Source organism: Kitasatospora sp. MY 5-36, assembly GCF_001182915.1.
Taxonomy (GTDB): domain Bacteria; phylum Actinomycetota; class Actinomycetes; order Streptomycetales; family Streptomycetaceae; genus Kitasatospora.
Window position 1 is genome coordinate 17,471 of record NZ_LFVW01000064.1, and the last position, 13,356, is coordinate 30,826.

Annotated in this window: 15 protein-coding genes and 1 tRNA gene; 5 read left to right on the forward strand and 11 right to left on the reverse strand. The window is 73.2% G+C overall.

Annotated elements, in window-relative coordinates; translation table 11 throughout:
- Positions 1–313 precede the first annotated feature (313 nt).
- The 6 genes from AE652_RS06275 to AE652_RS06295 form a co-directional block, all read right to left on the reverse strand.
- Positions 314–607 (reverse strand): Dabb family protein, encoded by a 294-nt coding sequence (locus AE652_RS06275; RefSeq protein ID WP_049650156.1) that lies wholly within the window; start codon positions 605–607, stop codon positions 314–316.
- Between the two features lie 94 nt (positions 608–701).
- The gene (locus AE652_RS47275) at positions 702–866 is read right to left on the reverse strand and encodes a hypothetical protein (RefSeq protein WP_181970620.1); all 165 of its coding nucleotides are present in this window, start codon (positions 864–866) and stop codon (positions 702–704) included.
- A gap of 487 nt (positions 867–1,353) precedes the next feature.
- Positions 1,354–1,440, reverse strand: a tRNA-Ser gene (locus AE652_RS06280).
- 67 nt (positions 1,441–1,507) lie between these two features.
- Entirely contained in the window at positions 1,508–2,035 is a 528-nt protein-coding gene (gene tadA / locus AE652_RS06285) for a tRNA adenosine(34) deaminase TadA (protein ID WP_082345357.1), read from the reverse strand.
- Between the two features lie 50 nt (positions 2,036–2,085).
- The gene (locus AE652_RS06290; RefSeq protein WP_049650157.1) at positions 2,086–2,643 is read right to left on the reverse strand and encodes a tRNA adenosine deaminase-associated protein; all 558 of its coding nucleotides are present in this window, start codon (positions 2,641–2,643) and stop codon (positions 2,086–2,088) included.
- Positions 2,644–2,992: 349 nt separating this feature from the next.
- The gene (locus AE652_RS06295; RefSeq protein ID WP_049650158.1) at positions 2,993–3,196 is read right to left on the reverse strand and encodes a hypothetical protein; all 204 of its coding nucleotides are present in this window, start codon (positions 3,194–3,196) and stop codon (positions 2,993–2,995) included.
- Positions 3,197–3,391: 195 nt separating this feature from the next.
- Here AE652_RS06295 and upp point away from each other — a divergent pair, with 195 nt between their 5' ends.
- On the forward strand, positions 3,392–4,027 hold the full coding sequence (gene upp / locus AE652_RS06300; RefSeq protein ID WP_049650159.1) for a uracil phosphoribosyltransferase: 636 nt from the start codon (positions 3,392–3,394) through the stop codon (positions 4,025–4,027).
- A 99-nt stretch (positions 4,028–4,126) separates the two neighbouring features.
- Here upp and AE652_RS06305 read toward each other — a convergent pair whose 3' ends face one another.
- Positions 4,127–4,810 carry a LytR C-terminal domain-containing protein gene (locus tag AE652_RS06305; protein WP_049650160.1) on the reverse strand — a complete coding sequence of 228 codons (684 nt, stop codon included), beginning with the start codon at positions 4,808–4,810 and terminating at the stop codon, positions 4,127–4,129.
- Between the two features lie 271 nt (positions 4,811–5,081).
- Positions 5,082–5,378: a type II toxin-antitoxin system VapB family antitoxin gene (locus AE652_RS06310; protein ID WP_030061387.1), complete on the reverse strand. Its 297-nt coding sequence runs from the start codon at positions 5,376–5,378 to the stop codon at positions 5,082–5,084.
- 192 nt (positions 5,379–5,570) lie between these two features.
- Between AE652_RS06310 and AE652_RS06315 the strand changes: the two genes are divergently transcribed.
- Positions 5,571–7,151 carry a helicase HerA-like domain-containing protein gene (locus AE652_RS06315; RefSeq protein ID WP_049650161.1) on the forward strand — a complete coding sequence of 527 codons (1,581 nt, stop codon included), beginning with the start codon at positions 5,571–5,573 and terminating at the stop codon, positions 7,149–7,151.
- A 28-nt stretch (positions 7,152–7,179) separates the two neighbouring features.
- Here the strand turns inward: AE652_RS06315 and AE652_RS06320 are convergent, their stop codons facing one another.
- Together AE652_RS06320 and AE652_RS06325 are read right to left on the reverse strand one after the other, a co-directional pair.
- Positions 7,180–8,346 carry a hypothetical protein gene (locus AE652_RS06320; protein ID WP_049650162.1) on the reverse strand — a complete coding sequence of 389 codons (1,167 nt, stop codon included), beginning with the start codon at positions 8,344–8,346 and terminating at the stop codon, positions 7,180–7,182.
- A 115-nt stretch (positions 8,347–8,461) separates the two neighbouring features.
- Complete coding sequence (locus AE652_RS06325; RefSeq protein ID WP_063780077.1) at positions 8,462–9,121, reverse strand: rhomboid family intramembrane serine protease; 660 nt, start codon at positions 9,119–9,121, stop codon at positions 8,462–8,464.
- 99 nt (positions 9,122–9,220) lie between these two features.
- Between AE652_RS06325 and AE652_RS06330 the strand changes: the two genes are divergently transcribed.
- Together AE652_RS06330 and AE652_RS06335 are read left to right on the forward strand one after the other, a co-directional pair.
- On the forward strand, positions 9,221–9,739 hold the full coding sequence (locus AE652_RS06330; RefSeq protein WP_049650163.1) for a YbhB/YbcL family Raf kinase inhibitor-like protein: 519 nt from the start codon (positions 9,221–9,223) through the stop codon (positions 9,737–9,739).
- A gap of 26 nt (positions 9,740–9,765) precedes the next feature.
- The gene (locus tag AE652_RS06335; RefSeq protein WP_049650164.1) at positions 9,766–10,650 is read left to right on the forward strand and encodes a hypothetical protein; all 885 of its coding nucleotides are present in this window, start codon (positions 9,766–9,768) and stop codon (positions 10,648–10,650) included.
- 23 nt (positions 10,651–10,673) lie between these two features.
- Here AE652_RS06335 and AE652_RS06340 read toward each other — a convergent pair whose 3' ends face one another.
- Positions 10,674–11,672, reverse strand: coding sequence for a YafY family protein (locus AE652_RS06340; RefSeq protein WP_049650165.1), 999 nt, complete (start codon positions 11,670–11,672; stop codon positions 10,674–10,676).
- 129 nt (positions 11,673–11,801) lie between these two features.
- On the opposite strand from AE652_RS06340, the gene AE652_RS06345 reads away from it, so the two are divergent.
- Positions 11,802–13,310: an MFS transporter gene (locus AE652_RS06345; RefSeq protein WP_082345354.1), complete on the forward strand. Its 1,509-nt coding sequence runs from the start codon at positions 11,802–11,804 to the stop codon at positions 13,308–13,310.
- Positions 13,311–13,356 lie beyond the last annotated feature (46 nt).

Below are 13,356 nucleotides of genomic sequence, written 5' to 3' on the forward strand. Positions count from 1 at the left end.
TCACCCCTCCCAAAGTCGTCAACGGCGGGCCCTGCGGAGCGGGTGCCACGGCGGGTTCACGACCTCGCCATGTCCGGCAAAACCGGTCATAGCATCACAAGGTGGGCGCAGGTCGGGCAAGCACCCGATGGAGGTGTGTTGGTGGGCCGTTCAACCTTTCCCGGGCCGGCCGGCGAACCGCCGCAGGGATCGTTCCGGGACGGAGCAAGGCGCCCCGCCCGGAAGCCGGACGGGGCGCCGCGGTCCGTCCGGGGGAAGCGCCGGGGTCGGGCTTCGGGTGGTCCGGGTCGGACGGGTGGGGCCGGACGGGTGCTCAGACCTCGACGTCGGCGATCACCCAGGTGGCGAACTCGCGCCAGAGGCCGGCCGCGGCCTGGTGGTCCGGGTGGGTCAGGTAGGCCTGGAGGGCGTCGCGGTCCTCGACCAGGCTGTTGATCGCGTAGTCGTACGCGATGTCGCGCTCGGTGGTGTTCCAGCCGCACTCCCACTCGCGCAGCTCGGGGATCACCGAGCCGAGCGCGTCGAAGGCCTTGGCGCCGGCGAGCACGCGCTCTTCGTCCTTGCTGACGCCTTCGTTGAGCTTGAACAGGACCAGGTGGCGGATCACGATTGCCGCTCCTCGCGGACGGGGACAGAGGGTCCCGCTCACCGTAGCCGGTGCCAGGGGGCCGACCGCTACCCGAATGGGTGCGGGCCGTCCGTCACTTGATCAGACCGGTCATGAAGGTGCCGACGGCCTTGGCCGCGTTCGAGATCCCCTCGAAGCCGAGCTGGACCAGCTCGGCGGACCGGGAGGGTGAGGTGATGATCGAGTAGAGCACGAAGATGAGCAGGAGGGCCATGCCGATCTTCTTCGCCTGCGCCATCGGGTGACCTCTTCCTCCCAGCTGTGGGCCGCCGTCATCCGGTCCCCGAGCGGCCTGCAGGGGGCAGCTTATCCACCCGGACGGGCTATCAAGTGTGCGACGCGTTCGGCCGGCGGGACGAAGGTCCCCGCGAGTGGGGCCTTTCTCCGGATGCCCGCTCGCGGGCCGGACGGCAGGATGGAAGACGTACCGAGGATCTGGCAGGAATCCCCGGTGCATGGATCCGGAGCTCCCCGCTGTGGGACCGGTCGCCGCGGCTTCCCCCCGACGCGGCGCCGGTTGTGGGACTCCGCCGGGGGAGCGGTCAGTCCCCCCGAACCGCTCCCCCTCCAGGCTCCGTACGGACCGGGCACCGGTGGTCATCGGCCCGGGGTACGGAGCCGTTCCCATGTCCGGGGCCGTTCCGGCGGTGCCCTGCGGCTCCCGCGACGTGGGCATACAAACGCCGAGGGCCCGTCCGGATCGGACGGGCCCTCGGGCTCTCGAGCGGTAGCGGTGGGATTCGAACCCACGGTGGAGTTGCCCCCACACACGCTTTCGAGGCGTGCTCCTTTGGCCGCTCGGACACGCTACCGAGAGGAACTCTACCGGAGGGGTGGCGCAGTCACGAAATCCGTATCACCGCGGTGCCCGGCGGGCCCTCAGCGGTGGGTGTCGAAGAAGGCGCGCAGCTGCGCGCCGCACTCGTCGGCGAGGACGCCCGGGATCACCTCGGGCCGGTGGTTGAGCCGGCGGTCGCGCATCACGTCGAAGAGCGAGCCGGCCGCGCCGGCCTTCTCGTCGAGGGCGCCGTAGACCACCCGGTCGATCCGGGACAGCACGATGGCACCGGCGCACATGGTGCACGGCTCCAGCGTGACGACCAGCGTGCAGCCGCTCAGCCGCCACTCCCCGGTCTTCTCCGCGGCCTGCCGGACCGCGACCACCTCGGCGTGCGCGGTCGGGTCGCCGACCGCCTCGCGCTCGTTGTGGCCGCGTCCGATCACCTCGCCGTCCGGGTCCAGGACGAGGGCCCCGACCGGTACGTCCCCGGTGGCCGGCGCCAGCGCGGCCTCGGCCATGGCGAGGCGCATCGGCGCCGCCCAGCGGTCGCGGACCGGGTCGGGGCGGACGGGGGCGGGCAGCGGGGGAACGTGCGGGACGGTCAGCGGAGTGGATGCGGGCTGCATGGCATCCAGTGTCGGGTATCCGGTGGTGGACACCGGCATGGCCGACGCCGCTACCGGACGGCCTCCAGGACCTCGCCGCAGCCCAGGGCCTCGGCGATCTCCTCAAGGGCGTCGCCCGGGACCGCGCCCTCGCCGCTGAGCGCCAGCAGCTCGTCGGCGGCGAGGCCGAACTCGGTGAGCAGGTGGGCGTCGCCGAGCGGGCCGACCGGGACGCCGCCGCGGGCGTCGGCGTCCTCCTCGTCCTGCTCCTCGGCCTCCTCGGCCTCGTCCAGCAGGTGGTCCAGGTCGCCGAACTCGCTCTCGCCGGCCTGGTCGACCAACTCGTCGGTGAGGACGGAGCCGTAGGAGCTGCGGGCGGCCGCGGCGCCGTCCGACACGAAGATCCGCGGGTCCTCCTCGCCGTCCACGCGGACGACGGCGAACCAGGCGTCCTCCTGTTCGATGAAGATCAGGACGCTGTCGTCGTCCTGGGCGGATCCGCGGGCCAGGTCGGCCAGATCGGCGAGGGTTTCGACGTCGTCGAGCTCCGTCTCGCTCACATCCCACCCGTCCTCGGTGCGAGCAAGCACTGCAGCGAAGTACGCCACCAGGGACACTCCCAAGATCATCGGTCTCGGCTGTCGGCGCGCACGGGCAACGCGGAAATCTGGCCGCCCCCGCGCCAGAGGCGGTCCGCTTGTTCGGACCGTCCCATCGGAATCGTGACAGAAAGCCCGCCCTTGCGGGGGGTGTTCTGCAGCGCGTCTTTGCAGGTCGTGTCGGAAGGACCGGGTGGCGGACGGCGAAGCCGGGCCGGGGCGGTCCGAGGCCGGTCGAAATTTGCTCCGAACGCCCGGCGGGGCCGTTCGGGTCCCTTCCCGGGGCCGTCCGGGTGTCGCGCCGGACGGGCGCCAGGGCGGCATCAGGGTGGTCCGGGGGTGCCTCCCGAGGCGGTTCCGGGGGCGGTTCCGGGCCCGGTCAGATCCGGAAGGTCCGCATCCGCATCGCCTCGCGCATCCGCCGCTCCTTGGTCCGCCGCGGCTGGACCCGCTCCCGCAGCTCGCGCGCCTCGGTGAGCTCGCGCAGGAAGACGGCCCGCCGCTTGCGGCGCTCCGCTTCCGTCTCGGGGTGGTCGTACGGCGGGCCCGGGCTCCGGCCCACCCCGTCGACGGGCTCGTCCATCGAGCCGTCCCCAGGGTTCGGGTTGCTCGTCATAAGAGGTGACATTCCCAGAACGGCCCGGTTGATACCACAGGAGGCACTTCCGTCCGGACGACCGCGCCGGGTCACGGCGGGTCACGGGAGCGTCACCCGGACCGGCGCCCCGGTGGGCACGGCGAGTCGTACACCCGTCCAGGACCGGGCTAACCTCGATACATGCGTCTCCACGTTGTTGACCACCCCCTGGTCGCCCACAAGCTCTCCACCCTGCGCGACGAGCGCACCGACTCGCCGACCTTCCGTCGCCTGACCGACGAGCTGGTGACCCTCCTCGCCTACGAGGCCACCCGGGACGTCCGCACCGACGAGGTGGAGATCACCACCCCCGTGGCGGTCACGCTGGGTACCCGCCTCAGCTACCCGCGCCCGCTGGTGGTCCCGATCCTGCGGGCCGGCCTCGGCATGCTGGACGGGATGACCCGGCTGCTGCCGACCGCCGAGGTGGGTTTCCTCGGCATGGTCCGCAACGAGGAGACCCTGGAGGCCTCCACCTACGCCACCCGGATGCCGGACGACCTCTCCGGCCGCCAGGTCTACGTGCTCGACCCGATGCTGGCCACCGGCGGCACCCTGGTCGCCGCGATCAGGATGCTGATCGAGCGCGGTGCCACCGACGTCACCGCCGTGGTGCTGCTGGCCGCCCCCGAGGGCGTCGAGGTGATGGAGCGGGAGCTGGCAGGCCTGCCGGTCACCGTCGTCACCGCCGCCGTGGACGAGCGGCTCAACGAGAACGGCTACATCGTCCCGGGCCTCGGCGACGCGGGCGACCGGCTGTACGGCACGGCCGGCTGAGCCTCCCCACCCGAACCACCGAACACCGAGAGCCCCCGGCACTGCGTCTGCCGGGGGCTCTCGGTGTTCGGTGGTGCCGCGCGTCCGGTCGGTGCCGTCTCAGCAGCTGCCGGTGGCGGTCGGGGCGGGGGAGGGCTTGGTGGCCAGCGCGAGGGCGGCGGCCGCCTGGGTCTCGTCCAGCAGGGCGTTGTAGCTGTCGCCGATCACGAAGTCCACGGTGGTGTCGGTGCGGGCGTCGGCGGTGACGGCGGCCCCGGCGATCTGCGAGCCGACCAGGGTGCCCGCGCCGGCGCCGGCCGGACCGGCGATCACCTGGGCGGTGCCGGGCACCTTCTTGTCCAGCTCGGCCGGGGCGTTGCCGACCTTGCCGATGACGAAGCCGCGCTTCTTGAACTCCTCGGCCGTCCGGCCGGCCAGCCCGGCCTTGGTGGTGGCGTTGTAGACGTTCACGGTGACGGCGGAGGCCTGCGGGACGGCGTGCGGGTCGCCCTGCGCGGCGGCGGGCGCACCGGAGGCGGCGGGGGTGCCCGGGGCGGCCCCCGGCGTCGGGGCGGCCAGCGGCTTGCCGGACGGGTCCGCGCAGGCCTGGGCCGAGGCGTTCTTGTTCCTGCCGGTGAAGATGTCGTACAGCTGCACGCCGCCGAGCGCGACCAGGGCCAGGGCGAGCAGGCCGGCGAGTGCGGCGATCACCTTGCGGCTCTTCTTCGGAGGCCGGCCCAGGCGCGGGTAGGTGTTGCCGGTGACGCGGTACTGCTTCCCCTTGAGGCCTTGGGGAGTCAACATGCTCACGGTTTGTCTCCCCCTCGTACCAGGGCGGGGTCGGGATGACGGATCGGCCGGGTGGGGGCTTCCCCCGGTGCGGGCGGAATCCCCTGGTCGCGGCCGTAGTCAGCAGCGTAGTGCCGGACAGCCTCGAAGGTACTAAACGATCATCATCTGGCGTACCCCGGTACCCGAAAGGGGGTACCGGGGTACGCGCGGACCGCCCTCCGCCGGGTGGCGAGGGGGCGGTCCGGAAAGCCCGTGGGGGTCCGACGGCCCGGTCGGGGGTCCGTCACTCCATTTCGAGGACGCGGGCGTGCAGCACCTGGCGCTGCTGCAACGCCGCCCGGACGGCCCGGTGCAGGCCGTCCTCCAGGTAGAGGTCGCCGTGCCACTTCACCACGTGGGCGAAGAGGTCCCCGTAGAACGTCGAGTCCTCGGCCAGGAGGGTTTCGAGGTCGAGTTGGCCCTTGGTGGTCACCAGCTGGTCGAGTCGCACCGGGCGCGGGGCGACGTCAGCCCACTGGCGGGTGCTCGTCCGGCCGTGATCCGGGTACGGCCGCCCATTGCCGATGCGCTTGAAGATCACACGGAAAGCCTACCGTTCGGACGGCGGATGGCGCAGCAGCCGAGGCTCCGCCACGCGCGCCGGTGTGAACTGCGCATGGACGAATGCCGCTGTTTGATGGGAAATGTCGCGAACATCGCCCGGTGCCGATCGGGTTCCGTGCCGATGCCGAAGCGTTCCGAAGCGTTCCGATCCGCTCAGGAGTGTTCACCGATGGACTCCGACCTCACCCCGCAGGCCGTCCGGGAGATCGCCGCCGGGTACGCCTTCACCGGCCCTGCCCTCGACCTCGGCGCGGTGCTGCTGGACGGCACCGCGTACCCGGACGCCCAGGTGCGCATCCCGCTGGGCGTGCTCAACCGGCACGGGCTGGTCGCCGGGGCCACCGGCACCGGCAAGACCAAGACCCTCCAGCTGATCGCCGAACAGCTCTCCGCGCAGGGCGTGCCGGTGTTCCTGGCCGACATCAAGGGGGACGTCTCCGGTGTCGCCGCGCCCGGGACGCCGAGCGAGCGGACCGGTGCCCGGGCCGCCGAGGTGGGGCAGCAGTGGGAGCCGCGCGGCTGCCCCGCCGAGTTCTACGCGCTCGGCGGGCAGGGCGCGGGCATCCCGATCCGGGCCACCGTCACCAGCTTCGGGCCGCTGCTGCTGGCCAAGGTGCTCGACCTGAACGAGACCCAGGAGTCCTCGCTCACCCTGGTGTTCCACTACGCCGACGCCAAGGGCCTGGAGCTCTACGACCTCAAGGACCTCACCGCGGTGATCGCCTTCCTCGCCTCGCCCGAGGGCAAGGAGGAGCTGCGGACCATCGGCGGGCTCTCGGCGGCCACCGCCGGGGTGATCCTGCGGGCGCTCACCGTGCTGGAGAACGAGGGCGCCGGGGCGTTCTTCGGCGAGCCCGAGTTCGACACCGCCGAACTGCTGCGGACGGCCCCGGACGGCCGGGGCGTGGTCTCGGTGCTGGAACTGCCCGCCGTACAGGACCGGCCGCGGCTGTTCTCCACCTTCCTGATGTGGCTGCTCGCCGACCTCTACCAGGAGCTGCCCGAGGTGGGCGACCCGGACAAGCCCAAGCTGGTGTTCTTCTTCGACGAGGCGCACCTGCTGTTCAAGGGCGCCTCCAAGGCCTTCCTGGAGGCGATCACCCAGACCGTGCGGCTGATCCGCTCCAAGGGCGTCGGCATCTTCTTCGTGACCCAGACGCCGCGGGACGTCCCGTCCGACGTGCTGGCGCAGTTGGGCAACCGGGTGCAGCACGCGCTGCGCGCCTTCACCCCCGACGACGCCAAGGCGCTGAAGGCCACCGTCTCGCCCTTCCCGCGGTCCTCGTACGACCTCGGCGCGGTGCTGACCTCGCTGGGCACCGGCGAGGCCGTGGTCACCGTCCTCTCCGAGAAGGGCGCGCCGACCCCGGTCGCGGCGACCAGGCTGCGGGCGCCGCAGTCGCTGATGGGGCCGATCGAGGCGGCGGACCTGCGGGCGGTGGTGGACGCCTCGCCGCTGACGGCGCGCTACCGGGACGCGATCGACCGGGAGTCGGCGTACGAGAAGCTGGCGGCGCGCGCCCCCCGGCCGGAGGCGGCGCCGGCCGGGCCTCCCGCGTCGGCTCCTCCCGAGCCGGCGGCGCGGCGGGAGGAACGGGAGGGGAAGGCGCGGGAGCAGGCGGGCGTGGGCGGGCTGCTCGGGTCGCTGCTGAACAACCCGAGCGTCAAGTCCTTCGCGCGCTCGGCCGGGAAGCAGCTCGGGCAGGAGATCTCGCGCAGCCTGTTCGGGACGTCCAAGCGGCGGCGGTGACCGGTTCCGGGGCGGGCGGCGGCCGGCCTCAGGAGGAGAGCGCGGCGCCGATCCGGTCCAGGGAGGACAGCCGCATCAGGCCGTAGTGGTAGAACTCGACCTCGGGGACGCCGAGTTCGCGCAGGGTGGCGATCTTGGCGGCGAGGTTCTCCGGGCCGTCGCAGTCGGAGGACATCGGGCGCAGGATCACCGCCATGGACTTCGGGTGGACGCCGTGCAGGGCGAAGGCGGCGAGCTTCTCCCGGACGGCCTCCGGGGTCCTCGCGTAGCCGAGGGTCTCGATCTGGTCGGCGGCTCCGGCGAGGGCGGGCAGGTCGATGCCGGCCAGCCAGCCGGTGCCCGGGCCGCCGCCGTCCATGAAGCTCAGTCGCATGCCGTGCCGGCGGGCCTGCTCGGAGAGGTCGGCGGCCAGCGAGGTGACGGTGGCGGCGGAGGCGTCCACGTAGGCGGCGAAGGCGCCGTCGGCGAGGGCGCTGAGGTCGGCGGGCCGGGCGGCGGCGGACTCGTCGGCCAGCCGGTGGCGCAGCTCGGCGCGGACCGCCTCGGCCACCTCCTCGGCCGGGACCCCGGCGGCGGTGGCGGCGGCGCGGCAGTGCGGGCAGAAGCAGACCCCGAGCAGGGCCTCGGCGGTCGGGCCCAGCTCCTCGAAGTAGCGCTCGTGGTGGTAGCCGTGGCGCAGCCCGTGGAAGTGCAGGGACTCGGCGCGGACCGCGTCCACGCCGTACCGGGCCAGCTCGGCCACCAGGGTCAGCGCGTACTCCCGGACCTCCGGGTTCGCCGGGCAGAGCTCGGTGAGGTGGCGGTCGCCGAAGGCGTTGGCGGGGGCGCAGCCGGGGTGGGCGAAGCCGAGCCGGTCGTTGTGACAGAAGACCGTCCAGGCGTGCAGCTTCAGGCCGCGGCGGCGGGCCTCCTCGCCGGCCTCGGCGAAGGGGTCGCGGTCGCCGATCGCGGTGGACGGCGCCGGGGCCAGCCGGCGGCCCCGCCAGGCGGCCGGGTCGGGGCGGAAGTACGCCGCGCCCGGCTCCAGGTAGCGGACCACCCGGCGGGGGTTGTGCGGGAAGACGTCGCGGGCCTCGTGGTAGACGGAGGCGAGGGTGACGCCGCCGACCCCGGCGCGGTCGGTGAGGTTGCCGAAGAAGGTGTCGGCGCCCTCGTCGAGCAGGTCGGTGGCGAAGGCGAGGACGGACGACTCCACGGTGCGGCTCCGGAGCTGGGGGAGGGTGAGCCGTCCACGCTAGCCGCAGGGGTGGGATTGGTCTATACCTGATGGCCCGGGTGGGCTACCGGGCCGACGGCCGCCGGGCCGGGGGCTACAGGCCCAGGTCGTCCAGCTGCTTGAGCAGGGCGGACCCGGGGCTGTCCGGGGCGGCGGAGGGCTTCGGGGCCCGCTGCTCGGCCGGCCGGCGGCGGAGCAGGAAGGCGGCGGCCAGCCCGCCGATCAGTCCGCCCAGGTGGCCCAGCCAGCTGACGCCCGGGGTGACCGGCAGCACGCCGATCAGGATGGTCGAGTAGACCGCCGCGATGACGATGCCGACCGCCGCGTCCAGCACGTTGCGATCCAGGACGCCGCGCAGCACCACGTAGCCGAGGTAGCCGTAGACCAGGCCGCTCGCCCCGGCCGTCACGGTGTTCGGGCTCTCCAGCAGCCAGACCAGCAGCCCGTCGGACATCGTGATCACCAGGCTGGCCAGCAGGAACTTCTTCATGCCCCGGTAGGCGGACAGGAAGCCGAGCAGGAACAGCGGCCAGGCATTGGCCGCGATGTGGTCCCAACCGAAGTGCAGGAACGGCGAGGTGAAGATCTCCGGCAGGTCGCCGATCCGCTCCGAGCGCAGGCCGAACTCCTGCGACAGCCCGTAGTCGTCCAGCCAGTTGACCACCTGGACGGACCAGATGACGGCCTGGAGGCCGAGCATGGTGAACAGCGCGTCGCGCGAGTCGGAGAGCAGACGGGTCATTCTGGAGGCCATGCCGTCGACTCTAGGGGCGGCGGGATCGCACACGCACCCGATTACGGCGAGCCGTTTAGAGTGACCTGTGTCATTCCGACCGTGAGAGGTGACCAGCCCATGAGCAAGCGCGCGCCGCTGCCGTACGAGTTCCTTCCGCAGGTGCCGTCCTTCCCGCTGAGCAGCGAGGACATCACCGAAGGCGGCACGCTGGGCCCGGAGTTCGTCCACGCCGACGGCAACCTCTCGCCGCAGCTGGCCTGGTCGGGCCTGCCGGAGGGCACCCGGAGCATCGCGGTCACCTGCTACGACCCGGACGCACCGACCGGCTCCGGCTGGTGGCACTGGCTCGCCCTGAACCTGCCCGCCGACACCGCCGGCCTGCCGCGCGGCGCCGGCTCCTCGGACGCCGGCCTGCCCGGCGAGGCCTCCTTCCACGGCCGCAACGACTTCCCGGGCAACCGGTACGACGGCGCCGCCCCGCCGCCCGGCGCCCCGCACCGCTACGTCTTCGCGGTGCACGCGCTGGACGTGGAGAAGCTGGACGTCGCCGCCGACACCCCGCCGGCCCAGGTGGGCTTCAACCTCACCTTCCACACCCTGGGCCGGGCGCTGCTGACCGCCGAGTACGGGGTCTGAGCGGGGCCCGATCGATGTCGATACCGGTGTCCGACCGTCCGGTCGAGGTCTGGCGGCTGCCCGCGGAGGACGTCCGGGCCGGCCACCGGGCCCTGACCTGGACGGTCGGGCCGCAGGGGGAGCTGGCCGTCCTGGTGGTGCCGGAGCGGTACGCGGCACCGGCCGGTTCGTGGCCGTGCGCCCGGCTGCCGTTCGACGGCGAGGTGGTGGTGCGCGGCCCGCGGGGCGAGTGGCGGGTGCCGCTCACCGGGGTCGGGGTCCCGCCGGACTTCCTGGCGCTGCTGCCGGGCGGCCGGGTGCTGCTGGTCGGAGGCAGGGCCGAGGAGTCGGCGGACGGCTGGGAGCGCAACGGCCAGGTCTTCGGGCCGGACGGACGGCTGACCCGGGAGCTGCAACTCGGCGACGACGTCCAGGCGTTGACCACCGACCGGGACGGCCGGATCTGGCTCGCCTTCGGGGACGAGGGCAACTACGGGGACAACCCGCTCGGCCAGTACGGCCTGCTCGGGCTGGACACCGCCGGACGGATCGTCTGGCAGCCGGACTTCGGGCAGCTGGGCGACCAGCCGCTGGAGGGCCTCGCCGCCGCCACCGAGGGACGGCGGGCCTGGCTGGCCTGGTACGGGGACAGGAGCCACCTCACCGGGATCGACCCGGACGGGGGCGAGCCCGTCGTCATGCGGCTGCCGGCCCGCCAGCCGGTGGGCTTCGCGATCGCCGGGGACCGGGCCGTGTTCCTCCAGCCCGGCGGCGAGCTGATCCGGTGCGAACGGGAGAGCCGGAAGGGCTGGCGGGAGGTGCGCCGCGAGCGGGTCGGCGTCCCCGGCGGCCTCGACCGGGGGCGCGCGCACGGCCGGGACGGGGTGCTCTGGTTCCGCTCCGGCAACGGCTGGTTCCGGGTCGAGGCCTAGGTTCCGGCCCTCGGGTCGCGGCCTCAGGTGCCGGCCCTCAGGGCGGGGCCCGGGGTCCGAGCCTCCGGGCCGGCCGCGTGGTGGGCGCGGTCGGCGAGCCGGCGCAGGTGCTCGCGCAGCGCCGGCGGCTCGTGCACCTCGAAGGGGCAGTCCAGCGACAGCAGCCGCATCGCCGTCCACTCCAGCGAGTCGGAACGGGAGCGGAGCCGGCAGCTGTGCCCGTCGATCGGCTCGACCTCGGAGTCGCCCGGCCGGAGGCTGTCGCGGACCCGCTCGGCCGGGGCGTGCACGGTGGCGACCACGGTGCCGCTCGGTGACGGGCGGCGCAGCTTGCCCGCCACGTACGCGGCGGCGTCCTCGGCGGGGAGCGGGCGCGGCGTGAAGCGGACGCCGGTGGCGGCCGGGCCGCTCAGCCGGTCGACCCGGAACAGCCGCCAGTCCGCGCGGTCCAGGTCGTAGCCGACCAGGTACCAGCGGCGGCCGACCGAGACCAGCCGCTCGGGCTCGACCTGCCGACTGGTCTCGGCGCCGTCGTACGCCCGGTAGCCGAAGCGCAGCCGCTCCCGGGCGGTGACGGCGCGGGCGAGCACGGTGAGGTCCTCCGGGTCGACGGTCGGGCCGTCCCCGGCGAGCAGCGGCACGGTCGCGGAGTTGAGCGTCCCGACCTGGTGCCGCAGCCGCCCCGGCAGCACCTGGAGCAGCTTGCCGAGCGCCCGTACCGAGGCCTCCTCGATGCCGACCACGGCGTGCCCGGCCGCCGCGCGGAGCCCGACCGCGATGGCCACCGCCTCCTCGTCGTCCAGCAGCAGCGGGGGCATCGCGGTGCCCGCGACCAGTCGGTAGCCGCCCTCCGCGCCCATGCTGGCCCGCACCGGGTAGCCGAGCTCGCGCAGCCGGTCGATGTCGCGCCGGATGGTGCGGGGGCTGACGCCGAGCCGTTCGGCGAGCTCGCTGCCGGGCCACTCGCGCGGGGTCTGGAGCAGCGAGAGGAGGTTCAACAGCCGTGCCGGGGTGTCGCTCATGTGCGCCTCTCGATGCTTCGCTCGCTCGTGCCGTCGCTCGTGCCGTCCAGAATGCCGGACCAACTGGGACAGATTCTGACCTAGATGCCCGCTACTGTCGTGGACGTGGAAAAGGTAGAGGAGTACGGAATGGGCACCGCGGCAGCGGAGCGCCGGAGGTGGATCGCGCTGACGATCGTGATGGTCGCCTCCTTCATGGACCTGGTGGACGTGACCATCGTCAACATCGCCATCCCGAGCATCCAGCAGGACACCGGCGCCTCGTTCAGCGCCGTCCAGTGGGTCACCGGGGGCTACGCGCTGGCCTTCGCGATCGGGCTGATCACCGGCGGCCGGCTGGGTGACATCCACGGCCGCAAGCGGGTGTTCCTGATCGGGATCGGCGGCTTCACGCTGGCCTCGGCGCTGTGCGGGCTGGCCTCCAGCCCCGAGATGCTGATCGCGACCCGGGTGCTCCAGGGCGGCACGGCCGCGCTGATGGTGCCGCAGGTGCTGTCGATCATCCACGCGACCTTCCCGGCGGAGGAGCGCGGCAAGGTGTTCGGCCTGTTCGGCGCGGTGGTCGGGCTGGGCGCGGTCTCCGGTCCGATGATCGGTGCGCTGCTCACCGAGTGGGACCTGTTCGGCCTGGCCTGGCGGCCGATCTTCCTGATCAACCTGCCGGTCGGCATCGCCGGACTGCTGCTGGGCCGCCGCTTCATCGACGAGTCCAAGGCCGACCAGGCGCTGAAGCTGGACCTGGTGGGCGTGGCGCTGGCCAGCCTCGGCCTGCTGATGCTGATCTACCCGCTGACGCACGGCCGGGAGGCCGGCTGGCCGCTGTGGGGCTACCTGTCGATGGCCGGGAGCCTGCCGGTGTTCGCGCTGTTCGTGGCGTACGAGAAGGTCAAGACGCGGCGGGATGGCTCTCCCCTGGTGGAGCTGGCGCTGTTCCGGGTGAAGTCCTTCGCGGCCGGGATCTGCGTGCAGCTGGCCTTCGGCGTGGCACTCGGCATCTACTTCCTGGTCTGGACCCTCTACATGCAGATCGGGCTGGGCTGGAGCCCGCTCAAGGCCGGCGCGACCGGCATCCCGTTCTCGATCGCGGTCTCCACGGCGGCCGGACTGTCGGTGCAGAAGCTGGTGCCGCGGTTCGGGCGGAAGGTGCTGCAGACCGGCGCGCTGGTGATGGCGGCGGGCGTGCTCGTCTACATCTGGGAGGCGGACCGGTACGGGACGACGATCACCGCCTGGCAGATGGCGCTGCCGCTGGTGGTGATGGGCCTCGGGATGGGGCTGATCGTCGCGCCGATCACCGACGCGGTGCTGGCGGAGGTGCCGCGTGAGCACGCCGGTTCGGCGTCCGGGCTGATCAACACCGTGCAGCAGGTGGGCAACGCGCTCGGGCTCGGCCTGGTGTCGGCGGCCTTCTTCGGGGCGATGGACGACGTGGTCGCGCCGGAGGCGGTCGGGACGGCGTTCGGCGGGGCCTTCGTGCACGCGATGTGGTGGGTCGCCGGGGTGCTGCTCGCGGTCTTCCTGCTGATGTTCGCGCTGCCGCGGCGGCGCAAGGCGCTCGGGGCCGTGGCCGGCTCCGGGGGCGCGGGTGGCTCCGCGGACGGTTCCACCGCGGAGCAGCAGGCGCCCGTCGTGGCCTGACGGAGCGCTCCCGTTCACGGGCCCCGGTCGCGCGGCGCGGCCGGGG